General features: G+C 64.6%; 27 protein-coding genes. 17 read left to right on the forward strand and 10 right to left on the reverse strand.

Annotated features, from left to right (window positions below; genetic code table 11):
* The first annotated feature begins 77 nt into the window (after positions 1-77).
* The 3 genes from AC1DMA_RS26605 to AC1DMA_RS26615 are packed head-to-tail and all read left to right on the forward strand — an operon-like array spanning position 78 to position 3,271.
* Entirely contained in the window at positions 78-1,022 is a 945-nt protein-coding gene (locus AC1DMA_RS26605; RefSeq protein WP_478146014.1) for a hydroxymethylglutaryl-CoA lyase, read from the forward strand.
* The gene (locus AC1DMA_RS26610; RefSeq protein ID WP_478146015.1) at positions 1,019-2,221 is read left to right on the forward strand and encodes a CaiB/BaiF CoA transferase family protein; all 1,203 of its coding nucleotides are present in this window, start codon (positions 1,019-1,021) and stop codon (positions 2,219-2,221) included. The genes AC1DMA_RS26605 and AC1DMA_RS26610 overlap by 4 nt, the downstream gene beginning before the upstream one ends.
* Before the next feature lie 42 nt (positions 2,222-2,263).
* Positions 2,264-3,271, forward strand: coding sequence for a Bug family tripartite tricarboxylate transporter substrate binding protein (locus tag AC1DMA_RS26615; protein ID WP_478146016.1), 1,008 nt, complete (start codon positions 2,264-2,266; stop codon positions 3,269-3,271).
* Between the two features lie 15 nt (positions 3,272-3,286).
* On the opposite strand, the gene AC1DMA_RS26620 is transcribed toward AC1DMA_RS26615, so the two are convergent.
* A complete protein-coding gene (locus AC1DMA_RS26620; RefSeq protein WP_478146017.1) occupies positions 3,287-4,060 on the reverse strand; it encodes an exodeoxyribonuclease III in 774 nt (257 codons plus the stop codon).
* An 85-nt stretch (positions 4,061-4,145) separates the two neighbouring features.
* Between AC1DMA_RS26620 and AC1DMA_RS26625 the strand changes: the two genes are divergently transcribed.
* The 6 genes from AC1DMA_RS26625 to AC1DMA_RS26650 all read left to right on the forward strand — a co-directional run bounded on the left by AC1DMA_RS26625 (position 4,146) and on the right by AC1DMA_RS26650 (position 11,229).
* Complete coding sequence (locus AC1DMA_RS26625) at positions 4,146-5,156, forward strand: HlyD family secretion protein (RefSeq protein WP_478128343.1); 1,011 nt, start codon at positions 4,146-4,148, stop codon at positions 5,154-5,156.
* A complete protein-coding gene (locus tag AC1DMA_RS26630) occupies positions 5,153-6,949 on the forward strand; it encodes an ATP-binding cassette domain-containing protein (protein WP_478146018.1) in 1,797 nt (598 codons plus the stop codon). The genes AC1DMA_RS26625 and AC1DMA_RS26630 overlap by 4 nt, the downstream gene beginning before the upstream one ends.
* The gene (locus AC1DMA_RS26635; RefSeq protein WP_478146019.1) at positions 6,946-8,085 is read left to right on the forward strand and encodes an ABC transporter permease; all 1,140 of its coding nucleotides are present in this window, start codon (positions 6,946-6,948) and stop codon (positions 8,083-8,085) included. The genes AC1DMA_RS26630 and AC1DMA_RS26635 overlap by 4 nt, the downstream gene beginning before the upstream one ends.
* A gap of 3 nt (positions 8,086-8,088) precedes the next feature.
* Positions 8,089-9,201 carry an ABC transporter permease gene (locus tag AC1DMA_RS26640; RefSeq protein WP_478146020.1) on the forward strand — a complete coding sequence of 371 codons (1,113 nt, stop codon included), beginning with the start codon at positions 8,089-8,091 and terminating at the stop codon, positions 9,199-9,201.
* Positions 9,174-10,733, forward strand: a complete 1,560-nt coding sequence (locus AC1DMA_RS26645; RefSeq protein WP_478146021.1) for an efflux transporter outer membrane subunit — start codon at positions 9,174-9,176, stop codon at positions 10,731-10,733. Before AC1DMA_RS26640 ends, AC1DMA_RS26645 begins: the two co-directional genes overlap by 28 nt.
* A 118-nt stretch (positions 10,734-10,851) precedes the next feature.
* Positions 10,852-11,229, forward strand: coding sequence for a DUF2493 domain-containing protein (locus AC1DMA_RS26650; protein ID WP_478146022.1), 378 nt, complete (start codon positions 10,852-10,854; stop codon positions 11,227-11,229).
* 36 nt (positions 11,230-11,265) lie between these two features.
* Here AC1DMA_RS26650 and AC1DMA_RS26655 read toward each other — a convergent pair whose 3' ends face one another.
* The 4 genes from AC1DMA_RS26655 to AC1DMA_RS26670 form a co-directional block, all read right to left on the reverse strand.
* Positions 11,266-11,670 (reverse strand): hypothetical protein, encoded by a 405-nt coding sequence (locus AC1DMA_RS26655; RefSeq protein WP_478128349.1) that lies wholly within the window; start codon positions 11,668-11,670, stop codon positions 11,266-11,268.
* 105 nt (positions 11,671-11,775) lie between these two features.
* A complete protein-coding gene (locus AC1DMA_RS26660; RefSeq protein WP_478146023.1) occupies positions 11,776-12,663 on the reverse strand; it encodes a YihY/virulence factor BrkB family protein in 888 nt (295 codons plus the stop codon).
* A 154-nt stretch (positions 12,664-12,817) separates the two neighbouring features.
* Positions 12,818-13,354, reverse strand: a complete 537-nt coding sequence (locus AC1DMA_RS26665) for a DUF1003 domain-containing protein (RefSeq protein WP_478128351.1) — start codon at positions 13,352-13,354, stop codon at positions 12,818-12,820.
* Between the two features lie 9 nt (positions 13,355-13,363).
* Complete coding sequence (locus AC1DMA_RS26670; protein ID WP_478128352.1) at positions 13,364-13,636, reverse strand: hypothetical protein; 273 nt, start codon at positions 13,634-13,636, stop codon at positions 13,364-13,366.
* Between the two features lie 170 nt (positions 13,637-13,806).
* Between AC1DMA_RS26670 and AC1DMA_RS26675 the strand changes: the two genes are divergently transcribed.
* Positions 13,807-14,190, forward strand: coding sequence for a response regulator (locus AC1DMA_RS26675; protein WP_478146024.1), 384 nt, complete (start codon positions 13,807-13,809; stop codon positions 14,188-14,190).
* Between the two features lie 202 nt (positions 14,191-14,392).
* Here the strand turns inward: AC1DMA_RS26675 and AC1DMA_RS26680 are convergent, their stop codons facing one another.
* The gene (locus AC1DMA_RS26680; protein WP_478128354.1) at positions 14,393-14,602 is read right to left on the reverse strand and encodes a hypothetical protein; all 210 of its coding nucleotides are present in this window, start codon (positions 14,600-14,602) and stop codon (positions 14,393-14,395) included.
* Between the two features lie 28 nt (positions 14,603-14,630).
* On the opposite strand from AC1DMA_RS26680, the gene AC1DMA_RS26685 reads away from it, so the two are divergent.
* Both AC1DMA_RS26685 and AC1DMA_RS26690 read left to right on the forward strand, forming a co-directional pair.
* On the forward strand, positions 14,631-14,837 hold the full coding sequence (locus AC1DMA_RS26685) for a hypothetical protein (RefSeq protein WP_478128355.1): 207 nt from the start codon (positions 14,631-14,633) through the stop codon (positions 14,835-14,837).
* Positions 14,830-15,318, forward strand: a complete 489-nt coding sequence (locus AC1DMA_RS26690; RefSeq protein ID WP_478128356.1) for a hypothetical protein — start codon at positions 14,830-14,832, stop codon at positions 15,316-15,318. The genes AC1DMA_RS26685 and AC1DMA_RS26690 overlap by 8 nt, the downstream gene beginning before the upstream one ends.
* A gap of 28 nt (positions 15,319-15,346) precedes the next feature.
* Here the strand turns inward: AC1DMA_RS26690 and AC1DMA_RS26695 are convergent, their stop codons facing one another.
* From AC1DMA_RS26695 to AC1DMA_RS26705, 3 genes are all read right to left on the reverse strand, one after another.
* Positions 15,347-15,841, reverse strand: coding sequence for a hemerythrin domain-containing protein (locus AC1DMA_RS26695; RefSeq protein WP_478128357.1), 495 nt, complete (start codon positions 15,839-15,841; stop codon positions 15,347-15,349).
* Positions 15,842-15,931: 90 nt separating this feature from the next.
* A complete protein-coding gene (locus AC1DMA_RS26700) occupies positions 15,932-16,162 on the reverse strand; it encodes a hypothetical protein (RefSeq protein ID WP_478128358.1) in 231 nt (76 codons plus the stop codon).
* Complete coding sequence (locus AC1DMA_RS26705; RefSeq protein ID WP_478146025.1) at positions 16,149-16,535, reverse strand: phage holin family protein; 387 nt, start codon at positions 16,533-16,535, stop codon at positions 16,149-16,151. Before AC1DMA_RS26705 ends, AC1DMA_RS26700 begins: the two co-directional genes overlap by 14 nt.
* 249 nt (positions 16,536-16,784) lie before the next feature.
* Between AC1DMA_RS26705 and AC1DMA_RS26710 the strand changes: the two genes are divergently transcribed.
* Together AC1DMA_RS26710 and AC1DMA_RS26715 are read left to right on the forward strand one after the other, a co-directional pair.
* Positions 16,785-17,063, forward strand: a complete 279-nt coding sequence (locus tag AC1DMA_RS26710) for a hypothetical protein (protein ID WP_478146026.1) — start codon at positions 16,785-16,787, stop codon at positions 17,061-17,063.
* Between the two features lie 56 nt (positions 17,064-17,119).
* A complete protein-coding gene (locus tag AC1DMA_RS26715) occupies positions 17,120-17,368 on the forward strand; it encodes a hypothetical protein (protein ID WP_478146027.1) in 249 nt (82 codons plus the stop codon).
* A gap of 22 nt (positions 17,369-17,390) precedes the next feature.
* On the opposite strand, the gene AC1DMA_RS26720 is transcribed toward AC1DMA_RS26715, so the two are convergent.
* Positions 17,391-22,034: a PAS domain S-box protein gene (locus AC1DMA_RS26720; RefSeq protein WP_478146028.1), complete on the reverse strand. Its 4,644-nt coding sequence runs from the start codon at positions 22,032-22,034 to the stop codon at positions 17,391-17,393.
* Positions 22,035-22,215: 181 nt separating this feature from the next.
* Between AC1DMA_RS26720 and AC1DMA_RS26725 the strand changes: the two genes are divergently transcribed.
* The 3 genes from AC1DMA_RS26725 (at position 22,216) to AC1DMA_RS26735 (ending at position 23,384) form a co-directional block, all read left to right on the forward strand.
* Entirely contained in the window at positions 22,216-22,575 is a 360-nt protein-coding gene (locus AC1DMA_RS26725) for a hypothetical protein (RefSeq protein ID WP_478146029.1), read from the forward strand.
* Positions 22,576-22,584: 9 nt separating this feature from the next.
* The gene (locus tag AC1DMA_RS26730) at positions 22,585-23,016 is read left to right on the forward strand and encodes a hypothetical protein (protein WP_478146030.1); all 432 of its coding nucleotides are present in this window, start codon (positions 22,585-22,587) and stop codon (positions 23,014-23,016) included.
* Between the two features lie 173 nt (positions 23,017-23,189).
* Complete coding sequence (locus AC1DMA_RS26735) at positions 23,190-23,384, forward strand: DUF3606 domain-containing protein (protein ID WP_478128365.1); 195 nt, start codon at positions 23,190-23,192, stop codon at positions 23,382-23,384.
* Positions 23,385-23,405 lie beyond the last annotated feature (21 nt).

The raw sequence follows: 23,405 nt of genomic DNA on the forward strand, positions 1-23,405 counted from the left end.
AGCTTCTCAAAATGACAACCAGGCTCAGTCCGGAAATTCTAGAGTGAGGCCAGTCAAATGCCACCAGGAAACAAGCCATGACCCGTTCTTCCACCTTGCCGCCCAGCGTCGTCATCAGGGAGGTCGGCCTGCGCGATGGCCTGCAAATCATCCCGCGCGTGGTGCCGACCGCCGCCAAACTCGAGTGGATCCGCGACGCTTATGAAGCGGGACAGCGCGAGATCGAGGTCGGCTCCTTCGTGCCCGCGCGCCTTCTGCCGCAACTGGCCGACACCGCCGAACTGGTGGCCTTTGCCAAGACCTTGCCCGGCCTCATGGCCTCCGTGCTGGTGCCCAACCTGAAGGGCGCCGAGCACGCGATGGCGTGCGAAGCCGACCTCATGCTGCTTCCGCTGTCGGCCAGCCACGCGCACAGCCTTGCCAATCTGAGCAAGACGCCCGATGAGGTGGTCGAGGACATCGCGCGCATTCGCGATGCGCGCGATGCGCGTGGCTCCCGCACCCGCATCGAGGTCGGGATCAGCACGGCCTTCGGCTGCACGCTGCAGGGCCGGGTCGAGCCCTCGGAGGTGGTTCGGCTGGTCAAGGCGGTGATCGATGCCGGCGCCGAGTCCGTCGGCCTCGCCGACACGGTGGGCTATGCCGACCCGGCCATGGTGCGCTCGCTGTTCGAGGCGGTGCTGCCGATCGCCGGCGACAAGCTCAACTGCGGTCATTTCCACGACACGCGCGGCCTCGGCATGGCGAACGTCTATGCCGCGCTCGAACTCGGCATCAGCCGCTTCGATGCCTGCCTGGGCGGCATCGGCGGCTGCCCGCATGCGCCGGGCGCGAGCGGCAATGTCGCGACCGAAGACCTTGCCTACATGCTCGCCAGCATGGGCATCGAGACCGGCCAGGATTTCGACGCGCTGCTGGCCCTCCGGAAAAAGCTCGCGCAGTGGCTCGAAGGCGAGACCCTGCACGGCACGCTCTGGCGCGCCGGTCTTCCCAAGACCATGAAAGAGGAGCAAGCCGCATGAGCGAACAGGCACAGGTCGCCCAACCTCTCAAGGGCTTGCGCGTCGTCGAGTTCACGCACATGGTGATGGGGCCGACTTGCGGCATGGTGCTGGCCGACCTCGGTGCGGAAGTCATCAAGATCGAGCCGGTGAACGGCGACCACAGCCGGCGGCTGGTGGGTGCCGGTGCGGGTTTCTTCCCGATGTTCAACCGCAACAAGAAGAGCATCGGCATCGACCTGCATACCGAGGAAGGCGCCGACACCGCGCGGCGCCTCACAGCGACCGCCGACGTGGTGGCCGAGAACTTCAAGCCGGGCACCATGGCCAAGTACGGGCTCGACTACGCATCGCTTGCCAAGGTCAATCCGCGCATCATCTATGCGAGCCACAAGGGCTTCCTGCCCGGGCCCTACGACCATCGCACCGCGCTCGACGAGGTGGTGCAGATGATGGGCGGCCTCGCGTACATGACGGGGCGCCCCGGCGATCCGCTGCGCGCGGGCACCAGCGTCAACGACATCATGGGCGGTCTGTTCGGCGCCATCGCCGTGCTGGGTGCGCTGATCCAGCGAGGCATCACGGGTCGCGGCATGGAGATTCAGTCCGCCCTCTACGAGAACAATGTTTTCCTGATGGGCCAGCACATGCTGCAGTTCGCGGTGACCGGCAAGCATCCGGCACCGATGCCCGCGCGCGACAACCCCTGGGCGGTCTACGACGTGTTCACCGTCAAGGACGGCGAGCAGATTTTCCTGGCCGCCGTCAGCGACGCCCAGTGGCAGACCTTCTGCGACGCGCTGGGCTTCGCCGACCTCAAGGGCGAGCCTGAACTCGCGACCAACAATCAGCGCGTCTCGCACCGGCCCCGCCTGCTGAAGTCCATTGCAGAGCGCATCGCCGAGCGCAGCGCAGCCGAGCTGGCGCAGGTGATGGAGAAGGCCGGACTGCCTTTTGCACCCATCCGCAAGCCCGAAGACCTTTATGAGGACGAGCACTTGCTGGCCACCGGCGGCTTGGCCGACATGCGCCTGTCGGACGGACCCAAGGCGGGCCAGACCGTCAAGACCACGCTGTTCCCGATCACGCTGGAGGGGCGCCGTCTCGGTGTGCGTATGGACCCGCCTCGCCTGGGCGAGCACACCGCCGAGCTATTGAAGGAGATGGGATGCAGCGATGCCGAGGTCGACGGCATGCGCGCCCGCAACGTCGTGGCCTGACGCCGAAGGGCGTTCGGCACGGCAGAAAACAAGGAGACAGACATGAGCACATCGCCACTTCATATTTCCCGCATTTCGCGTATTTCGCGCCGATCTCTGCTTGCAGGTTCGGCGGCCGCTTTGACCCTGGGGCCGTGGACGCTGGCCGCGCACGCGCAGTCCGGCACGGTGCGGATCATCCTTCCCAATGCCGCCGGTTCGGGCGTGGATGGAATCACGCGCGCGGCCCAGCCGGCGTTGTCCAAGGCCTTGGGCGCTTCGGTGATCGTCGACAACCAGCCGGGGGCGGGCGGCATCGTCGGCCTGCAGGTGCTCGCGCGCTCGGCACCTGACGGCAACACGCTGGCGGTCGTGTCGAACAACGTCGTGATCTTCCCCAGCGTGATCAAGTCGCTGTCCTTCGACATGCCCGGCGACTTCACGCCGATCGCAATCGTCGGCGCGACGCCCATGGTGCTGGTGGTCAATCCGTCACGGATTCCGGCCACGAGCAGCAAGGAGTTGATCGCGTTGCTCAAGAGCAAGCCGGGGGAGTTCAACTTCGCGTCCGGCGGCAACGGCACGATCCTGCACCTGGCGACGCAGCTATTCCTCGAGGAAGCCGGCGTGTCGGCCAGACACATCCCCTACAAAGGCGTGGGGCCCATGGTGGCTGGCCTGATCGGCGGACAGGTCGACTTCGCGACCGCCGCTCTCCCCAGCGTGCAGCCGCACATCAAGAGCGGCGCGCTTCGCGCGATCGGGGTGTTGACGGCCCAGCGCACGCCGGCGGCGCCGGAGATTCCGACCTTTGCCGAGCAGGGCTTGCCGAACTTCGTCGTGGACGCATGGTTCGCGGTGATCGGGCCCAAGGGCATGAGTGCCGCCAGCGTCGCAAAGGCCCACGATGCGGTCGTTGCGGCTTTCGAAGATGCGGCCGTCAAGCAGGCGATGGCCAACCAGGGCAACACGATCAGCATCAGCACACCCGAGCAGGCTCAGACAGCGTTCCGCAGTGAAATGAAAAAGTATGCGGCGCTGGTCAAGAAGGCCGGCCTGGAGCCGGAATAAGGCGCCGCCGGGATTTCAGTCGTTGAGTTCGACCCAGGCCGGCGCATGGTCGCTCGCGCCTTCCAGGCCCCGCACCGCGCGATCGACTCCCGCCTGCATCATCCGTCCGCTTGCGGCGGGGCTCAGCAGCAGATGGTCGATCCGCAAGCCGGCATCGCGAGGCCACCGGTTGCGCAAGTAGCTCCAGAACGTGTAGAGCGGCTCCGCCGGAGATTGACGATGCAGCGCGTCGACCCAGCCCGCGTCGAGAAGCGCCTGGTATGCCGCTCGCGGCGCCGGCTGCAACAGCGCGTTGTCCTTGAATGAACGCGTGGCGTAGATGTCGGCGTCCGTCGGCACGACGTTGTAGTCTCCGGCAAGCACCACAGGGTGCCCCGAGGCCAGCAGCGAGGCGGCGTGACGGTTGAACCTGTCGAACCATTCGAGCTTGTAGTCGAACTTGGGGCCGGGCTGGGGATTGCCGTTGGGCATGTAGAGGGACGCGATCACGAATCCTTGCACGGCCGCTTCGAGATATCTTGCCTGCCGATCGTCGTCGTTCCCCGGCAAGCGTCGGCGGATTTCGATGGGCGCACCGCACTTGCTCAGAATGGCAATACCGTTCCACGACTTCTGCCCGTGAACGAGCGCTTCGTACCCCATGGCCCGGATCTCGTCGATCGGAAACTCATCTTCCGTGCACTTGAGTTCCTGCAGGCAAACCACATCAGGGGCGGTCACGTCGAGCCAGGCGCGCAAAGGGCCGATGCGCTTGCGCACATCATTGACGTTGTAAGTGGCAATCTTCATCGAACGCAATCCTCACCGAAACGCCCGTCCTTTGCTGGTGGCTCCAGTATCCTTGCATGCGTTTGCTGAACGCAGCGGGGATTCAATGAAGAAATCACTGGTTGGCATTCTTGCCGTCGTGCTCGCCGCTGTGTTGATTGTGGGCGGCGTGTTCTGGTGGAAGGCACGCAATGCCCGTGACGACAACACGCTGGTGCTGCAGGGCAACGTCGACATCCGGCAGATTTCGCTGGCCTTCGACGGCAGTGGACGTGTTGCACAGCTGAATGCCGAAGAGGGCCAGCAGGTGAAGGCCGGAATGGTCCTCGCCACACTGGACACCCGGACTCTGCACCTGCAAGGCGACCAAGCCCGCGCGCAGATCGACGTGCAGCGGCAGAACCTGCTTCGATTGCGTCACGGCGCGCGACCGCAGGAAGTTGCACAGGCCCGCAGCCGCCTGGCCGCGGCGCAAGCAGAGGCACAGCGCGCCCAGCGCGAACTCGATCGCCTGCGCGGCATCTCCGGCAACACGCAGGGACGCGCAGTCAGTCCGCAGGATCTCGATCGGGCGCAAACCGCGATGCAGACCGCCAGGGCGAAGGCCGAAGAACTCCGCGATGCCCTGCGGCTGACGGAACTGGGCGCACGAGCCGAAGATCTGGCCGCCGCCGAGGCGCAACTGGAGGCTTCCAACGCGCAATTGGCCCTTCTTCAGCATCAGATCTCGCAAGGGGAGCTGAAGGCCCCGGCGGATGCCGTGGTCCGTTCGCGCCTTCTGGAGCCCGGCGACATGGCGACGCCACAGCGGCCGGTGTTTGCGCTGGCGCTCACGCACCCCAAGTGGGTGCGCGTCTTCGCGAGCGAGGCGTCGCTCGGCCGCATCCGGCCTGGCATGGAGGCCACGGTCCTTACCGACAGCCACCCCGATCGCCCCGTCAAAGGCACCGTGGGCTACATCTCCTCTGTGGCGGAGTTCACACCGAAGACAGTACAGACAGAGGAACTGCGCTCCAGTCTCGTCTACGAAGTTCGTGTCTTGGTCAAAGACGAGGACAACCTGCTGCGGCTGGGACAGCCCGCCACGGTCAGGCTGGCCATCGGCGAAGCACCATGAGCTTGCCGGAGGCGACCGTCGTCGCCCAGTCCCTTCACAAGGAGTTTCCCGCAGCGCCCAAGGGCACGATGGTGGCGGTGGGCGACATGACGACGAGCTTTCGCCGGGGCGAGCTCACCGCACTGGTCGGTCCGGACGGCGCCGGCAAGACCACCCTCATCCGCATGATCGCCGGCCTGCTTCGCCCCACCAGCGGCAGTCTCCAGGTCCTTGGCCTCGACGTGGTCGCGCAGCCCCAGGCGGTGCAGGATCGCATCAGCTACATGCCCCAGCGCTTCGGCTTGTACGAGGATCTGAGCGTGCAGGAAAACCTGGAGCTCTACGCCGACCTTCATGGCGTCGCGCAGGATGTGCGTCGCGAGCGTTTCGGCCGCATGCTGGAGATGACGGACCTGAAGCGATTCACCGCGCGGCCGGCCGGCAAGCTCTCCGGCGGCATGAAACAGAAGCTGGGGCTGGCCTGTACCCTGGTGCGTTCGCCCGACCTGTTGCTGCTGGACGAGCCATCCGTCGGGGTAGATCCGCTGTCGCGTCGGGATCTGTGGAAGATCGTTCAGCAGTTGGTCGACGATGAGCACCTGAGCGTCATCGTCAGCACCGCCTACATGGACGAGGCCCAGCGCTGCGCCAAGGTGCTGGTCATGCATGAAGGCAGGCTGCTTTACGAAGGAACGCCCGAGGCCTTGCGTCAGCAGGCGCAGGGTTTGACCTTTACGGCCGAGCCGGCTGGGGGTGAACCTCCGCGCGATCTCCAGGCGCGCCTCCTCGACGCAGAGGAATTGATCGTCGATGCGGTGCCCAAGGCAGGCGGAGTGCGATACATCGTCCGACAGGAGGACCGGGAAAGTCAGGCGGCTCTGAGCACGCTGCTGCAGGACACCCCTCACCACGACAGGCCGGAAGAGCTGGAAGACGCGTTCATGCTGATGCTGCACCGGCGGCAGGCCCAGGGCGAGACCGATACCGCCAGGAAGGCCGTCGCGACCCGGATCGAGCCTCGCCGGGATGACCGGCAGGCAAGCAACGACGCGGACAAGCCTGTGATCGTCGTCCGCGATCTCGTGCGCAAGTTCGGCGATTTCACCGCAGTGGCGCGCACGTCCTTCGACGTCGCACGCGGGGAGATCTTCGGCTTGTTGGGACCGAACGGCGCCGGCAAGACCACCACCTTTCGGATGCTGTGCGGGCTGCTGCCGGCCACCAGCGGGTACCTGGAGGTTGCTGGCGTCGATCTTCGTACTGCCCGTGCCCAGGCCCGCGCGCGCATCGGCTACGTCGCGCAGAAGTTCGCGCTGTACGGCAACCTGAGCGTGCGCGAGAACCTCGAGTTTTTCGGCGCAGCCTATGGTCTCCGGGGCGGCGCGCTGAAGCAGCGGGTAGAGGCGTCGATGCAGCAGTTCAGGCTGGACGGTGCTGCCGCCAGCGGGCCATTGCCGGGCGGCTACAAGCAGCGCCTGGCGATGGCCGCAGGTCTCATCCACCAGCCCGAGATCCTGTTCCTCGATGAACCGACCAGCGGCATCGATCCGCTGGCGCGGCGCTCCTTCTGGCGCATCATCACGGCGCTCGCGCAGTCGGGCGTCACAGTGGTGATCACCACGCACTTCATGGAAGAGGCCGAGTATTGCGATCGCATCGCGATCCAGGACGCCGGCAAGGTGCTCGCGCTCGGCACGCCGCTGCAAGTGCGTGAGAAGGCGGGGGGAGACCAGGGCTTCGACATGTCCGACGCTTTCATCGCCATCGTCGAGCACGCGCGCCACCAAGAGGAAGCGCAAAAGGCCGCCGCATGAATCTTTCCACATTCCTGCCCACGCGCATTGCAGCTCTGGTACGCAAGGAGATCCGCCAGATGGTGCGAGACCGCAGCAATCTGGCCGTGGGATTGCTGCTGCCCTTCGCGTTGATCCTGCTCTTTGGCTATGGGCTGTCTTTCGACGTGACGAAAGCCCCTGTCGCCGTCGTCCTGGACGACCGCTCACCGACGGCTCGCGAAGCTGTCTCCGGGCTGGACGGGACCGAGTACCTTTCGCCAACGGCTGTCGGCAGCATGGCCGAGGCCGAGGCGATGATGCGCGCCGGGCGCGTGAGCGGCATCGTGCGCGTGCCAGCGGACTTCACCCGATTGGCCGCAAGCGGCGCGGGCGCACCGATACAGCTGGTGCTCAACGGAGTGGATTCGACCACCGCCAGCATCATCGAAGGCTATGTCACGGGCGCGCTGGCGAGCGCGGGGTTGCGTCGGGCAGACCGTCAAGGCGGCAAGTCGGTCGCGGCTTCCGGCACCGTGGTTCTCGCGCAGCGCATGTGGTTCAACGAGGCCGGCGTCAGCACCTGGTATCTCGTACCGGGTCTTCTGGCACTGGTGATGACGCTGATCGGTGCGTTCCTCACGTCGCTGCTGGTGGCTCGCGAATGGGAGCGCGGAACGCTTGAGTCCTTGTTCGTCACCCCCGTTCGGCCGATGGAGATCGTCATTGCAAAGCTGGTGCCGTACTTCATCATCGGAGCCATCGACCTGGCGCTTTGCCTGCTCGCGGCGCGTTTCCTCTTCGACGTGCCGATGCGAGGATCGCTGAGCATCATCGTCGGCACATCGCTGCTGTACCTGTTGGTGTCTCTTTCGCTCGGATTGATGATTTCCGGCATCACCCGCAACCAGTTCCAGGCCAGTCAGCTCGCGCTGCTGACGAGCTTCATGCCGGCGATGATGCTTTCGGGCTTCGTCTTCGACCTGCGCAACATGCCGCTGGCTGTGCAGGCGGTCAGCCAGCTGCTGCCTGCCACTCACTACATGGGCATGATCAAGACGCTCTTCCTTGCCGGCGACAACGCCGCGATGGTGTTGAAGAACAGTGCCATTCTCTTGGGCTATGCAGTGGTTCTCATCTACGGCTGCAGCCGGACCTTGCGCAAGCGCCTGGAGTGAAGCATGCACGAAGGGATCGCCAAGCTCGCGCAGATCGCCGCCCTGGTGCGAAAGGAGCTGCTTGCCATCCTCAAGGAGCCTTCCAGCAGGGCGATCCTCGTGGTGCCGGCGCTGCTGCAATCGCTTCTGTTCGGCTACGGAGCGACCTTCGACATCAAGCATGTGCCCTATGCCGTCGTGGATCTCAGCCGCGGCGCCGCTTCGACCGAACTGCTGTCACGGCTGGACGGAACGGGCGTCTTCGAGCGGGTCGCATCGCTCTCCTCCACGAAGGAGATCGCGCGGCCCATCGACTCGGGAGATGCGCTGATGGTGCTGAGCGTTCCGTCCGATTTCGAGTCGCGTCTCGCAAAGGGAGAGCCGGCGCCGCTGCAATTGATCCTGGATGGCAAGAACTCGACCACTGCGGGCATGGCCGCCGCCTACGTGGGCGCCATCGTCGGGAGCTTCAACGCGTCGCGCGCCGGCATGCCCGGTGTCACGGTCGTGCGACGTGCATGGTTCAACCCTAACCTCGAATCGCGCTGGAATCTGATGCCCGCACTGATCGCGGCACTGAGCATGCTGCAGACCTTGCTGCTCGCGGCCCTTTCCGTCGCGCGAGAGCGAGAGCAGGGGACTTTCGACCAACTGCTGGTGACGCCGCTCACGCCGATGCAGATCCTGGTCGGCAAGGCGCTTCCAGCCATCTTCATCGGGCTCGTGCAGTCGAGCATCATCTTCCTGGTCATTCGTTTCTGGTTCCAGGTACCACTGAACGGGTCCGTCTGGTTGATCTATCTCGGACTGTTTTGCTTCACGGGCGCGGCGGTGGGCATCGGCCTTTCCATTTCGGCGCTGGCGCTGAACATGCAGCAGGCCATGCTCTACGCCTTTCTATTGATCATGCCGCTCATGCTTCTATCGGGCCTGCTCACTCCGGTGGAGAACATGCCTCAGATCCTTCAATGGGTCACCTATGCCAATCCATTGCGGTTTGGCGTGAGTATCGTGCGCCGGGTCTATCTTGAGGGCGCAGGCATGCGCGACGTCGCCATGGATTTCGTGCCACTGCTTTGTATCGCGGCAGTCACGCTGCCCTTGGCCGCGTGGCTTTTTCGTCATCGTCTTTCCTGATCGTCGAGGACGCCATGCCGCACTCGTATTCATTGGGTTCATTGAATTTGGTTGCGCCCGGCGCGCTCGCCGTGCTGTTGCTCGGCCTGGCTGGCTGTGCGGTCGGTCCGGAGTTTTCGGCTCCGGCCACCGCGTCACCCAAGAACTGGTCGAGCTGGCACAGCGGCGATCCGGCACTCGCAGTGACAGTCTCGGCTGACAGCGTGCTGCCCGATCGTTGGTGGGACGTATTTCAAGACCCTGTTCTCGATGGACTGCAGCAGCGTGCGCTGGCGGTCAGTCCCGACCTCCAAACGGCGGCCCTGCGCTTCGCTCAATCGCGCGCGGTGCGCCAAGGCCAGAATGCACAGAAGGCGCCAACGCTCGACCTCGGTGCAGGCGCCACGCGCCAGCGCCTGAGCGAGTTCGGTGCGGGCACTCGTCTCATCGACGCAATCAGCAGCGGCACGACGCAGCAAGAACTCATTCAACTGCTGAGCGAGCCTTTCAATCTCTATCAGGCGGGGTTCGATGCATCATGGGAACTCGATCTGTGGGGCCGCGTACGGCGCTCGGTCGAAGCGGCCGACGCCGATGTCGCTCAACAGGCGGCGTTGTTCGACCAGGCGCGCCTGAGCCTGCTCAGCGAGGTGGCTCGCAACTACTTCGAGTTGCTAGGCGTGGAGCGACGCCTCGCTTTGACGCGGCAGGAAGTTGCCGCACTCGACGATCGCCTGAGCCTGATCGAAGCACGGGTCAACGGCGGCGTGACGACCCGCCTCGACCTGCTGCGGCAGCGCAGCGAAGTGCTGAGGCTGCGCGCCCAGGTGTCGGCATTGCTGGCGCAGGAAACGAGTCTGCTCAATCAGATTGCCGTGCTGATCGGGGAACGTCCCGGCGCCCTTCAGAAGACGCTTGAAGCGGCAGGGGACTCTGAAGCCATACGCTTGCCGGACCTCGCGCTCGGCTTGCCATCCGAAGTCGCTCAACGCCGTCCGGACATTCGCGCGTCCGAAGCACAACTGCGCAGTGCGACGGCCAGGATCGGTGTTGCTCAGGCGCAGTTGTATCCCAGCATCCGGCTGGGCGCAGGGTTCGGACTCGAGTCCTTCCTGGCGGACGAATTCACGAACTGGGGCAGCCGCACATGGTCGATCGGCCCATCGCTGAGCCTCCCGATCTTCGACGGCGGCAGGCGCAAGGCCGAAGTGCAATTGCGCGAGCTGCAACAGCAGGAAGCGGCCATTGCGTATCAGCGAACGGTGTTGCGGGCGTGGCGCGAGATCGACGACGCACTGACTGGTTATACGGCGGAGCAGCAGCAATGGCATCAGTACCAGGAACGCGTCGCCACGGCCGGGGAGGGTTACGAGCTTGCCCGGGCGCAATACGACGGCGGTTCGGTCGACTTCACCACGGTGCTGGACACCCAACGTGCCTATCTGCAAGCCCGGATCGATCTGGCGGCAAGTCGTGCGCGGCTGGAGACGAGTTTCGTAGCAATCAACAAAGCCATCGGTGCGGAGGCAACCATGGCTATCATGCGCGAATGACTGATTCATCGACTGGCTGACAGTCATCGCAATCCAACCCCGCTTCGGCGGGGTTTGCTTTTTGGCGGAATCATTTTGAGTAAGAAAGCATGAACGAGTCGAAAGAGACGGCCATTCCATGAGAGTCCTCGTCTGTGGCGGTCGTGACTACGAGGACTGGACGTTCATCGTTCGAGTGCTTGATCGGGTCCACGCGCGCCAGACCATTACCCAGCTCATCGAAGGGGGTGCGACGGGTGCCGACGAACTCGCACGGCGTTGGGCCAAGGCTCGCGGGATCGAGGTCCTGACGTTCACCGCTCACTGGGAACGCTACCCCGGACGTGCCGGTCTGATCCGGAATGCGCAGATGCTGCGAGAAGGGCGACCCGAACTCGTGGTGGCTTTCAAGGGAGGCAGGGTGACGGCGCACATGGTCACCATTGCATCGGCAGCGCTCGTGCCGGTGCTGAAAACCTGGCGGGTCAAGAGCGAGGAGCGGCCCGCCGGAGACTGAGTCCCTTGAGTTGCCGGCATTGCGGGGGGGCGGGGATCACAGATCCTCGATGACGAACATGCGATAGCGCTGGGCCATCAGATAGGGACCGCGACTCACGACCTCCATCATCTTTGCCGCGGTCTCTTCATTCGGCGTCTTCACGAGCAGCCCATAGTGGCCTTCCCTCGCCAGCTTGGTATAGGCCCTCACGGTCGCACCCTCGGTGCCGGCGGACGGCAGCGGGTCGTCCGCATCCTTGGCCGTGGGTGTGATCTGCGACAGGATCGCCGCTGGCGTCACCAGGAGAACCTCGCTGTCTTCCAGGCGCGTGTTCAACTCCGTTCCGACCGAGACTGCCGTGGCTTCGTCCGGGAACATCACCATCGAATAGCCGGTCGGATAGAACGTGCCGCCGACCGTCGCGATCATGGAAGGGTCGAGACTGAATGAGGTGAACATGGGCGCCTTCGGTTCATGCAAGTTGGATGCAAGCTTTCATGATCCCGGCGGCAGGACGGCGCCCGAGTAGGAATAGCACGGCATCGAGCGCCGGTCATGGGAGATTCATGCCGGATTCGTGCCCCCCGGTTCGGCTCCTTCGCGCAGCACCGCGTTGATCTCGGCACCGAAGATGAGCGTCGTCGCACTGATGTACAGGAACACCAGCGTCGCGATGACGCCCGCAAAGCTGCCGTACACCACTGCCAGCCGCCCTGCGGAGCGCAGTGTGTACGACAGCGTCGCGGCGGCGGCCACCCACAATGCAGCGCCCACCAGCGCGCCAGGCGCCACTGAAGACAGCCGCTGGCTGATGTCCGGGAGCCAGCCGTACATCAGCGCATACAGCATCGCCAGCACCACATAGGCCGACCCATAGCGCACGCTGTTGCGAAGCCAGAGCGTTTCCTGCGCCGTCCCCATCGTGTCCAGCAACCGCGACACATAGGGCATCACGATGACCGAGCTGAACGCGGCCAGGATGCCCGCGCCCACGATGATCGTGAACACCGTCACCTTGATGCGCGCCTTCCAGAAGGGAAGGCCCCGCTGAATGCCATAGGAGCGGTTCAACGCACTGCGCACCGCCTGCATGCCCGACGAGGCCGTCCATAGCGTGGTGACGACACCCAATGTCAGAAGTGCCTGGTTGCGCTGGGCCAGCAGTTGCTTGATGACCGGCTGCATCGCGTCCCGCACCGCCTGCGGCGCGTAGTCCATCACCCGATCCGCCAGCGCTGCCGCGTCGCCAGGCTCGCCGATGAAACCGGCAGCGGCGGAGACCAGGATCAACAACGGAAACATCGCAATCAGCGACGAGAAAGCCAGGCTGCCGGCCTGGTTCGCGCTCTGGTGATGGATGTAGTTGCGAACGGCGAGCCACACAACCCGCAGTCCGCGCGTGGACATCGCGGCCAGCTGGAAGCGGCGCCAGGCCTGGTGCGGCGACGTCAAGTCTTGTGCCTGGATTTTTCCGGGCCGCTGGGGTCCTGTTGGGGCGAATTGCCCTGATGCTTCATCGGGATCTTTCAAGGCCAGTTCCTCGTCGGCACCTTCCGCCACTCCCGCATTTTTTCGCGTAGGACGGAGTCACATGCCAAGGGACGTCCTATTCGCCCTCCACGCCGGGTTGTTCGATCCGGTCGAGCACTCGTTCCGGCGCCACGTTCCGGCTGAGTTCTTCAAGCTCCGGGTCGCGAGCCGATGCGAGTTCCATGCGATTGGCGATCTCCTTCACCAGCCCGAGCAGCTTCGTGATCTCGTGCTCGCTGAGCAGGCTGATCTGCAGGTCGAGATCCGCGCGCTGATCCGCCAGCGCTGCCATGCGGTTCTGGCTGATCATGACGAAAGTCGAGATGAAGATCGCTTCGACCGAGGCGACCATCGCGAGCACCACGAAGGTCGGATCAAAGGGCTCCAGAGGCGTCCAGCCGAGATTGATCACGAGCCAGGCGCCATAGATCACGAGATGAACGTAGACGAAAGCCATGCTTCCCGCGAGCCGGGTCATGGCGTCAGCGATCTTGTCCTGAATGCCGGCGGACGCGCTGTGCATGTGCCGCCGCTCCACCAGCGCGGCGATGTTGCGGTCGATCACCCCCGCGACGGGGGATTCTTCATCGTTCGCTGCGGTCTCCCTGTCCATTTGGATTCATCACAGTTGCGTCTTCCCGGTGCCCGTCCGGTCGTGCACCCATCGCACGGCCTGCTGCTCCGCGTGGCGCAGCGCCTCGGCGGCAGTCGCATAGGCGAACTCGGAGGTGTCGTTCGGAAGCTCGATCTTCTTGGTGACCGAAGGCCCGCCAACGCAGATTGCGACCGGCTTGAACGTGTTCCCCGGCATCGGCTCCGTGCCGCACAGGAACAGCCATCCGCGGTAGGCGAAGGGCCGCCCTTCGGTCGCGCCTTGCGATGTCGGTGCTTGCATGGAAGGTCTCCTAGTGTCTACAGAGCTTCCGGGCCGGGTGCGAGCGCGCGTGTCGGTACGACATTGCGCGTACGGTAGGACCGCTCCCACCGCCGGGCTGCTTCGGTAATTGCGGGTTCGTCCTACCTGCACTCATTGAATACTGTGAGTGAATACATGCTCTTAATGCCATGTCGCTGCCCTTCTTCCTTGTCGAAGACAACCTGCTGATTCAGAAGAACCTGATCTCGGCACTGGATGAATTGGCGGGAGCGAAGGTCATGGAAGTCTTTCCGTCGGAGGCGGAGGCCGTCGCGTGGCTCAAGGCAAATCCCGATCACTGGAAGCTCGGGGTGATCGACCTGTTCCTGGCGCAAGGCTCGGGACTCGGTGTTGTCCAGCAGTGTCGTGGGCGCTCCGCTGATCAGCGTGTGGTTGTGTTGACAAACTACGCCACTGCCGACATTGCCCGCAAGGCATTGGCCCAGGGCGCCGATGCGATCTTCGACAAGTCCACGGAACTGGATGCGTTTTTCGCTTACTGCACTGCACATCGGCTGGCGCTCCATCTTTGAGAGATTCGTGCTCTGAATTCCCCTGCTGACGTCTCCGCGGTCAGGATAGGTTCAGAACCCGGTGCTAGAGTTTTTTGCCGACTTGAAAACGCGCGCACGAGCAGTATTTCACCGGGATGATCACTACTTAGAAGAGGTCATGTCTCAAAGAGCTATTCCTTCGGTCTCTTCGATCCCTTCGATCTCTTCGGTTCCTTCGAAGTCACGGGCGCTGCTTGCATTCGAGGCCGCCTGCGAGCGCCTGCGCAACTCCCTGGACTCGCCGGGTGCCGAAGGCAGGCCCTCCGCCAGTTCCGCCGAACGGCAGCAGGCCTACCAGTTGATCCTGGAAGCGTTGGCGAACGTCCGTGACGCCTACGGCATCGAGACTGGGCCAATAGCGCCCATAGCGCAGGTAGCGCCGGCCATCCATGACCCACCACATACATCGGAGGCAAGCCATGGCAATCAACATCGAAGCGTCTGAAGAGATCTTCAGGCGTTGTGCAACGGCGGCGATGCTGATCAAGCCCGGCGATTCGCTGCCGATGCGGTTGCGCGACTACGGCATGCTCGTCGCGGACGAATGCGCGGAGGCGGTGAGGGGATACAGAAACGAGAGCCAGCGCGATGCGGGCGATTCGATCCGGGAAGTCTTTGGTGACTAGCCCTGCAGCAGAGGCGCCCCCCACGGCGTCGATGGAGATTCCCTTCGAGGACCAGCTTCTCGCGTTCGAGGCGCGGCTGGCCAAACAGGGACTCGCGTCGGCCCTGGAGCTTCTGAACGATCGAACGAAGTTCCGCTACACCGCGCTGCACCGGCTCAGGGGCGGCAATCTGCTCCCCGTGTGCGTCTTCGACCGCTTCAACGAAAACCGCGCCTATCTCCAGAGCGCGCAATTCCTGGCGGCGCTCGGCGCGATCACGGTGGAGGCCGGTGATTTCGTGACCTCGGATTGCAGCCAGGATGTTCGCCTGAAGCCGCTCGGCGGACTCATCATTTCCTATTGCGGCGTCGTTCTGGCGCCGGTCGATGGACCCGCATGCGGCGTGCTGTGCCACTTCGACATAGACAGCTGTGAAGTGCGGCCCTGCGAGTTGTCGTTCCTGCGGGCCGTGGCACCACTGCTCGTCCATTACGTCGAGTAGGGCCCTTGAAGAGGGCCCTTCGCGCGGGTCAGGCGGCCGCGGTGAGTTCGCCCATCAGCTCTTCCTTGCGGGTTTCAAGTTGATCGCGCAGGGCCATCAGGTCGAGTCCGTGCGCTGCACGGGCCTTGACGAAAATCTCGTTGCGCTCTTCCTTGACGTGGTGGTCGATGTATTCCCCAAGCACGGTCACCTTGGCGTCGAACTTGTCGTCGATCTCCGTGGCGCCCTGGATCTGGGCAATCAGGTCCTTGGCGCTGGCATGCTCCACCTCGGCTTCGTCGAGGAGGTCTGTCTCCTTGATGGCTTCGCGCACGGCGGGATAGAAGATTTCTTCTTCGATCTGTGCGTGAACGGTGAGCTCCGAACAGATCTCCTCGGCCAGTTCGCGCTTCTTGTCGGAAACGTTGGCGGCTTTCGAGTGGGTCAATTCTTCATAGGCCTTGAACAGCTTCTTGACGTTGCGATGGTCCGCATCGAGAAGGCTGCACGCGTCGGCGGCGGCGCGCTTGGTGGAAGTCGGCATCGTGGGCTCCGGTTGAGTGGGGGATGAAAACAAGAACGAATGACGAAGCATCTGAAGGCGAGGGCGGCACCCATGTCGGCTGCCGGTTGTCTATGCGGTAGGACCTCGCCCACTGCCGTTGAAAGTGCGGCGGCGACGATGCCAGGGTTTCAACAGGACCAGCAATGCGCCCGCGCCTGCACCCGCGCTGCACGCGACGAGCAAACCCGGATGCTTCTTGCCGTACTCCTGCAGGGGACGCTGGTCCATCTCCTCGTGGAGCTCGGCGCGTGTCACAGCGAGCCTGGCCTTGGCGTCGAGGGAAGCGTCAGAGTCGTTCATGCAGTTTCTCCTTTCGGACCACACGAAGCAGGTCGAGGTCGGCTTCGAATTGCTGCTGCACTTCCTGCGCCTTCGGCACCACCGCCGAGCGCATCGCCGCAACGAGTCCGATCACGAACAGGAGCCACGCGACGCCCGGAACGACGACCAGCGCCCAGTGGAACCCCTGCAACACGCCGAGCATGATCGCCACGGCGGTCAGGCCCAATGCGAGCAGGAGACAAACCCCCGCCACCACGGCGCCCGTCGCCTTGATCAGCATCGCGCGCTTGGCTGCGGAAAGTTCGGCTCGCATGAGAGCCACGTGGTTGGCCAGATGGCGTGCAACCAGGTCTGGCCGCCTGAGGAGGACGGTAAAGAAGGGATGGATCACGGGCATTTGCTCCTGTGGCGGAGCGTTCGAGCGCGCCGTCATTGCGCATGTAGGAAGAAGGCGCGTGCAACCCGCAAGAAGCGCTGAGGACATGCGATGCAAGGCAATGGCGAATGGCCGCAAAACGATGGTGTAGGCGCACACCGGCAAGCTATGAGGACATTGGCGATGGCCTCTGCTGTGATTGCCGGGTCAGGATGAGCGGTTCCATCCCAACCAACCCAACCCAACAGCAGCGAAGGAAAAGTCATGACTGCACCACCTCAACGGTCAGGCCAGTCCGGTCAGGTGGCCGATTCGGGCAGCGGGGACGGCACCCGCCCCGTCACCAGCGGCGGCGCCGACAACATCGGGGCCGGAGAAGCGTTCACCGGAAAGCAGACGCAAGGCGGCGACGTCTCGGGCCCGGCTCCTGTGGAGAGAAACTCCGACCGGCGCAAAAGCGTGGAAACCAGCCGTGAAGACGACTCGGCCCCTTACAACCTGAGGGAAGACCTCAGCTCGGAACAGAGTCGGGACCCCTCTTGACGCCAGCATTCGACATCGACATCGACATTCGACATCCGGCATTCGGAGGGGGAACGATGGAGCAGAAATTTCGGGTGCCCTACCTCGAATGGGAATTCGTGTTCTTCGTCCCGGAGCGTGATTTCGACGGCGTGCTCCACGGCCGTGCGGAAGTGATCCGCACGCGCGACCTGCGGCTGGAATGCACTTTCTCCCTGTCCCGCAAGCAAGGCTCACTCCGCCAGCTACGCGGAGAATTGAACGAGGAGTGCCTCGCCTGGGTCTCGGAATGGCGGCGCCGCAAGCGCGGCGGCGGCGGAGGGTGAGGGCCCCGGTTCCGGCCTGGGTCTAGTTGGGCGGCGCCTCGCTGACCATGCGGCGCAACAAGTGCTCATCGATCAGCTTGCGGATGGTCTCCACATCGACGGGCTTCGTCAGGTGGGCGTCGAAGCCGGCATTGAGCGCATCCTGGATGTCGCGCGGCTGACCCCAGCCAGTCGCCGCGATCAGCATCATTTCGGCGTTCCCAACATCGGCGCGCAATTGCCGTGCAACTTCATGGCCGTCCAGATCCGGCATGCCGATGTCCAGGAGCGCGACGTCAGGCCGGTGCGTTCGGGTGAGTTCGACCGCCTGCAGCCCGCCGTTGGCAATCACGACGCCGTAGCCCGCGCGCTCGAGCAGCTTGGCGAGCCCCCAGGCCGCATCGCGGTTGTCGTCCGCGACGAGGATCTTTGTCTCGCGCGATGGCGGGACGTCCAGCGGCACGAGCTGGCGCGGGGCTGGGGGAGCCTCCAACTCCGTGGCGCGGAACACCGGCAGGCCGAAGCGGAAGCGGCTGCCTTGTCCAGGGCCCGCCGAAGTCGCATGAATCCAACCTCCATGCAACTGCACGATGCTGCGCGAGAGCGCGAGCCCGATGCCGAGTCCGCCGGCAATCCTCTCGCGCGCCTCCGGGGCCTGCACGAACATGTCGAACATGGCGTCGATCTCCGCGGGCACCATGCCGATTCCATCGTCGGCGACAGTCACCACCACTTCGTTCTCGACAAGCTCGGCCGACACGCTGATGTGTCCGCCGGCCGGCGTGTACTTGGCGGCGTTGCTCACGAGATTGCTGATGACCTGCGCCAGTCGAACCGGATCGGCATCGACTTCCAACTCGACGACGGGAAGCCTCACGGTCAGGGTGTGATTGGCGGAATCGATCTGCGGACGGGTCGCCTCCAGCGCTGACTCGACCACGGCCGAAATGCGAACCGCCTGCCGCTGCAGCGCGAGCCTGCCGAGGCGGAGGCGCGAGACGTCGAGCAGATCGTTCAGCAGTTCGCGCATCGCCGCCGCCTGCCGGCGCACGACGTCGGCGGCCCTGTTGCGGTCGCCGTCGGTGTCCGGGCCTTCGAGCACCTGGGCCGCCGACGATATCGATGCGAGCGGCGTCCGGAGCTCATGCGACAGGACCGCGAGGAACCGGTCCTTGGCCGCGTCGGCCACTTCGAGTGCCCGCCGGGCCGAAAGGTTGTCCTGCAAGGCTTCGAGCAACTCCGCCTTGCTGCGCTCCGCCGCGTCCTGCGCCTTGCGCATCAGCGTCTGGTCGCGAAGCACCTTGACGAATCCGACCGCGGCGGCGGCGCTGTCCCGCATCAGCATCATCGCGCCGCTCGCCCAGAAGCGCGTGCCGTCCTTGCGCACGTGGAAGCGATCGTCGGCGGCGCGACCCTCGGTCCGGGCGAGGTAAGCCTCTTGCTCGGGTGCGCCGGCGGCTCGATCCTCTTCGGTGAAGATCACGTCCACCGAGCGGCCGACGACTTCCTTTTCCGAGTAGCCGAGGATGCGCTGCGCACCCGCGTTCCAGGTCGTGACGCGGCGGTCCAGGTCCGTCGAGAAGATGGCGAACTCGTCGGCGTTCTCGATCACCAGGCGCAACTGCTCGCGGCTTTCGCGCAGTTCGGCCTCGACCTGCTTGGCGACCGTGATGTCGCGCGCGGTGGCGGTGCCCGCCATCACTCGGCCGTTGTCGTCGTGGATCGGCGAAATGGTCATGGAGACCTGAAGCGTCGAGCCATCCTTGCGCCGTCGAACGGTCTCGAAGTTCTGCACCTGCTGACCGGCGATGACTTTGTCGAGCAAGGCCGTCTCACGCACGTCCTGCTCTGGGGACAGGATGGAGAGCGGCCTGCCGATGATCTCTTCCTCCGCATAGCCGAACATGGATTCGGCCCCGCCGTTCCAGCTCAGGATCGTGCCGTCCAGCGCAAAGCTCATGATGGCGTCGCTGGAGAAGGCAACCACCGCCGACAGCCAGAGCCGCACTTCCTCCGCCTGCTTGCGCTCGGTGATGTCGATGAACGAAAGCACGATGCCGGCGATGCGGTCGTCGGTCGTACGGTAGGGCAGCAGGCGCGCGAGGAACCAGCTGCCGTCGGCCTGTCCGACTTCGCGTTCGACCGGCACGAGCCGCTCCAGGACCCGATGCGCATCGGCACTGAGTTCGCGGTAATTGAGTTGCGTCGTCAGGTCGGCCAGCGGCCGCCCCAGGTCGGTCGGGATCAGGTTGAACAAGCTGATGGCCGAGGGCGTATAGCGCTTGATGCGCAGGTCGCGGTCCAGGAAGATGGTCGCGATCGCCGTGGCGTCCATCAGGTTCTGCATGTCGCTGTTGGCGTGGCCCAGTTCGTCGACCTTGGCCTTGAGTTCGTGGTTGACCGTCGTCAGCTCTTCATTGATGGACTGCAGCTCCTCGCGGCCGGTTTCCAGTTCCTCGGTGGCCGAACGCAGTTCTTCGTTCATGGCCTGCAATTCCTCGTTGCTGGCCTTGAGCTCTTCGGTGGATGCCTCGTACTGCTCGACCGTGTCCCGCAGATGCGCTTTGAGCCGCTCCAGTTCGCGATCGAGGTGGCGGGCGACCGGGTCGGGCTCCTTGAGCCGAGCCGCGGCATCCGCCGGATCGGGCGTCTGCACCGCCGCGGGCCGGCTGTCGAGCAGGACGATGTACAGATCGGCCCCCGGTTCACCCACCGGCGTCACGCTCAGGCGAAGGACCAGCGCCTCGCCATCGAGTTCGATAGGGAGGTCCGGCACTTCGGAAGTCTTCCGTGTCTGACCGGCTTCGAGCAGCGCCGCCCGCAACTCGATGCGCAGGGCCGAGTTCACCGATCGCAGCAGATTGCGGCTCGGCTCGCCGCCCGTGAATTGCAGAAAGCGTCCGGCGCTCGGCGACAGGTGGACGATTTCGTATTCGCTGTCCACGAGGAGGGAAGGCGGCGCCAGCTCTTCCAGCAGACGCAGGTGCAGTTCGCCCCAGGAAGTCCGATGGGGATGCTCCGGCATGCGGCCGGCGCGCTGCAGGGGAAGCAAGGGCTGAGCGGCGGCGGCCGTCGACGCTGCCTCCGTTGCAACCTGCACGCCCGGCGAGAACGCGCCGCGCTGCATCTGCAGTGCCAGAGTGCCCGGACCCGACGGCACCGGAAGGCCAATGCGCGGCGCTGCGCGTTGCTTGTAGATCCGGTACTTCTTGTCGGCCACGGTGAACAGCGGGCTGCCGTCGTCCACCGATTCCGACGAGCCCAGGAATAGGACGGCGCCCGGGTTCAGCGCGAAATGGAAGGTCTCGAAGACGCGCGCTTGCGCGTCACGGTTCAGGTAGATGAGCAGGTTGCGGCAGCTCACGAGGTCGAGCCGCGAAAACGGAGAGTCCTTCAGCACGTCGTGCGTCGCGAAAAGCACCATCTCGCGCAACTCCCTGCGCACGCGATAACCGCGATGCTCCTTGGTGAAGAAGCGTTGAAGGCGATCGTCGGACACGTCGGCTTCGATGGCCGCCGGGTAGAGGCCTTCGCGCGCTGCCTGGATCGCTTCCTCGTCGAGGTCGGTCGCGAAGATCTGGATCAGGGGCGGCGCGTCGAGCTCGCGCGCGTATTCGGCCAGCATCATTCCGACCGAGTAAGCCTCTTCGCCCGTCGCGCAGGCCACGACCCACACGCGAACCGTTTCGTTCGGCCCCCGTTTGGCGAAGAGCGCCGGGATCTGCCGCTGCAGCGCCGCGAAGGATTCAGGGTCGCGGAAGAAGTTGGTGACGCTGATCAAGAGATCCTGCAGCAGCGCACCGGCCTCCGCGGAATTCGTGCGCAGGCAATTCAGGTAGCTAGGCAGATCCTCGATCGAATTGACCTGCATGCGCCGGGCGATGCGGCGCAGCACGGTGGCGCGCTTGTACGACGAGAAGTCGCGCCCGGTGCGAGCGCGCAGAAACGTCAGGATGTCGCGCAGCGCCGCTTCGTCGTGCCCGGGCGGCGGACGCGAGGCTTGCGAGGCGGGTTCTTCTTCCGTCGGGAGCCGCAGCTGTTCGCCAAGCCGGTGGTAGCGCAGCAGGCGCTCCGACATCTGCGACACCGGCAGCACCCAGTCCACCATGCCGGTCTCGATCGATGCGCGCGGCATGCCGTCGTACTCGGCCTCCTCGGGCGATTGCGCGACCGTGAGACCGCCTCGTTCCTTGATGCGCTTGATGCCGATCGCACCGTCGCCGTCAGCGCCTGACAGCACCACCGCCGAGGCTTTCGGACCGTGCGACTCCGCCAGAGAGCGCAGGAACAGATCGACGGCCAGGGGGCGGCCCCTGCGTTTGAGCAGGCCGAGCTGCAGTTGATCGCCCGCGGTCTGCAGCGACTTGCCGGGCGGAATGACGTAGATGTGATCGGGCTCGATCGTCAGCGTCTCCTGGACCTGGACCACGGGCAAACTCGTGCAGCGCTGCAACAGTTCGGCCAGCGTGCTTTCATGATCCGCGGCGAGGTGCAGGACGACCACGAAGGCGACGCCCGGCGCTTCAGGAACACTCTTGAAGAAAGTGACCAGCGAGCCGATGCTGCCCGCGGAACCGCCAATGCCAACGACCGGCACCGCGGCCACTGTGCGCGGCAGGGCGGAGGCCGTCTTTTCGGCGTTTTGTTCGTTGGGTTCGGTGGTCCCTTCAGGCTCCGGTGCGCTCATCCTGCCCTTTCGCAAAAGTTCGGCCAACGTTCGAAAAGCCCGAAATTATGCGCCGCATCGAGGCCTGCGGATGTGCATCGCAAGGCGCGCGTGAGCGACCGCAGCCCGGTAGTTCTTGCGGCAACTCTTACCGATCGCGGGCGCCAGGCACGAATCAAGCTCGGCAGTCGGGAGCGGGCACTTGGGCACGGCATTTGCCTACATGAAGGCCGTGCACCAGAACACCATCATGCAAGCAAACGAGCCGGGCGCCGGCACTCCTCCATTGGCCCTTTCGGGAAACCACGCGGGGCACCACTTCAACTACCAAGGCTGGGACGTGACCCTGCAGCTCGATGGCGTGAGTCGCGAGGGGCACGTGAGCGGGCATGCGGACCTGCGCGCCGGCAACTACAGCTGCCGCTTGGTGCTCGCGACTCCCCACGGCGATGGCGCCAGCGCACTGCGCGCACTTGCGCAGAGAGCCCGGACGCTGATCGCCGATCGCGAAGCGCTGGCTGCCTCGATCAAGCGGAGCGGCGGCGACACCAACCCGGCATAGGGAGCGTTCATGTCACCCCACGTCCGTTTGGGGCTGTGCCTTCTCCAGCAACTGGCGCTCATGCAGGTCCTGCGTGAATTGGCGCGGGTGCTGCGCGTCAGCGGGCGCGGCGAGCCGCCGGGCTGGGACGGCGCGACGATCTCCCAGCGATTCGACAACTACCACCGCGAACTCCTCGCCATACGCGGCTCGTTCACCGCGGAGGATCTGAGCCAGCTCCGGATCTGCCGCGCTGTGTTCCTGCGCCGGATGATGGCAAGCGCTTCGGCGCGCTTGGGCGGATGGGAGGACTCGGTGTCGCTCGAAGACGCGCCGGTCTCGCGGCTTTTCGAATGGCTGTCCCATGATTTCGAGCGCCTGGAGCTCTCGGCGCTCGAAGAAGGCATGACCATGCGCGAGACCGCGTTCTATCTGCAGATCGTCGGCATCCGGGAGGTCTAGCCGGTTGCGCCGGTTCGACGGAACTACCGGTCGCCCGGCTGAAGTTGCCGCAAGTTTTTCAAGCAGCCGCCTGGCGGGTTGGCCGACGTTCCAGTGCCGCAGCCGTCGCCGGCATGGCACGACTATTGCCGGAGTAAAGGCACACAAGCCGAATCACGCACCAGGACTGCTCCATGGAAATCCAAGCACACGCCCCTCGTCCCCGTCAGTTCGTTCCGCAAGATCTCGATCATGTGGACCTCAACGACGTCTACCAACTGCGTTTCTGGATGCAGGAGTTGCAAGTGACGGAAGGCCGCCTGCGAGCGGCGGTCGCCGCGTGCGGCACGAGGATCGCGGCTGTGAAGAGGTACCTGGGTATCGCCTGAAGGAAAGGCCAATGCAATGGG

The organism is Variovorax sp. 05N34, assembly GCF_056397405.1.

Excerpts from the sequence above, each read along its gene's own strand:
- AC1DMA_RS26700 (WP_478128358.1), bottom strand. The coding sequence starts at position 16,162 with ATGAACGACTCTGACGCTTCCCTCGACGCCAAGGCCAGGCTCGCTGTG.
- AC1DMA_RS26730 (WP_478146030.1), top strand. The coding sequence starts at position 22,585 with ATGTCACCCCACGTCCGTTTGGGGCTGTGCCTTCTCCAGCAACTGGCG.
- AC1DMA_RS26605 (WP_478146014.1), top strand. The coding sequence starts at position 78 with ATGACCCGTTCTTCCACCTTGCCGCCCAGCGTCGTCATCAGGGAGGTC.
- AC1DMA_RS26635 (WP_478146019.1), top strand. The coding sequence starts at position 6,946 with ATGAATCTTTCCACATTCCTGCCCACGCGCATTGCAGCTCTGGTACGC.
- AC1DMA_RS26695 (WP_478128357.1), bottom strand. The coding sequence starts at position 15,841 with ATGCCGACTTCCACCAAGCGCGCCGCCGCCGACGCGTGCAGCCTTCTC.
- AC1DMA_RS26630 (WP_478146018.1), top strand. The coding sequence starts at position 5,153 with ATGAGCTTGCCGGAGGCGACCGTCGTCGCCCAGTCCCTTCACAAGGAG.
- AC1DMA_RS26710 (WP_478146026.1), top strand. The coding sequence starts at position 16,785 with ATGACTGCACCACCTCAACGGTCAGGCCAGTCCGGTCAGGTGGCCGAT.
- AC1DMA_RS26655 (WP_478128349.1), bottom strand. The coding sequence starts at position 11,670 with ATGTTCACCTCATTCAGTCTCGACCCTTCCATGATCGCGACGGTCGGC.
- AC1DMA_RS26615 (WP_478146016.1), top strand. The coding sequence starts at position 2,264 with ATGAGCACATCGCCACTTCATATTTCCCGCATTTCGCGTATTTCGCGC.
- AC1DMA_RS26625 (WP_478128343.1), top strand. The coding sequence starts at position 4,146 with ATGAAGAAATCACTGGTTGGCATTCTTGCCGTCGTGCTCGCCGCTGTG.
- AC1DMA_RS26720 (WP_478146028.1), bottom strand. The coding sequence starts at position 22,034 with ATGAGCGCACCGGAGCCTGAAGGGACCACCGAACCCAACGAACAAAAC.
- AC1DMA_RS26620 (WP_478146017.1), bottom strand. The coding sequence starts at position 4,060 with ATGAAGATTGCCACTTACAACGTCAATGATGTGCGCAAGCGCATCGGC.
- AC1DMA_RS26610 (WP_478146015.1), top strand. The coding sequence starts at position 1,019 with ATGAGCGAACAGGCACAGGTCGCCCAACCTCTCAAGGGCTTGCGCGTC.
- AC1DMA_RS26680 (WP_478128354.1), bottom strand. The coding sequence starts at position 14,602 with ATGGATGGCCGGCGCTACCTGCGCTATGGGCGCTATTGGCCCAGTCTC.
- AC1DMA_RS26735 (WP_478128365.1), top strand. The coding sequence starts at position 23,190 with ATGGAAATCCAAGCACACGCCCCTCGTCCCCGTCAGTTCGTTCCGCAA.
- AC1DMA_RS26670 (WP_478128352.1), bottom strand. The coding sequence starts at position 13,636 with ATGCAAGCACCGACATCGCAAGGCGCGACCGAAGGGCGGCCCTTCGCC.
- AC1DMA_RS26685 (WP_478128355.1), top strand. The coding sequence starts at position 14,631 with ATGGCAATCAACATCGAAGCGTCTGAAGAGATCTTCAGGCGTTGTGCA.
- AC1DMA_RS26650 (WP_478146022.1), top strand. The coding sequence starts at position 10,852 with ATGAGAGTCCTCGTCTGTGGCGGTCGTGACTACGAGGACTGGACGTTC.
- AC1DMA_RS26665 (WP_478128351.1), bottom strand. The coding sequence starts at position 13,354 with ATGGACAGGGAGACCGCAGCGAACGATGAAGAATCCCCCGTCGCGGGG.
- AC1DMA_RS26715 (WP_478146027.1), top strand. The coding sequence starts at position 17,120 with ATGGAGCAGAAATTTCGGGTGCCCTACCTCGAATGGGAATTCGTGTTC.
- AC1DMA_RS26675 (WP_478146024.1), top strand. The coding sequence starts at position 13,807 with ATGTCGCTGCCCTTCTTCCTTGTCGAAGACAACCTGCTGATTCAGAAG.
- AC1DMA_RS26640 (WP_478146020.1), top strand. The coding sequence starts at position 8,089 with ATGCACGAAGGGATCGCCAAGCTCGCGCAGATCGCCGCCCTGGTGCGA.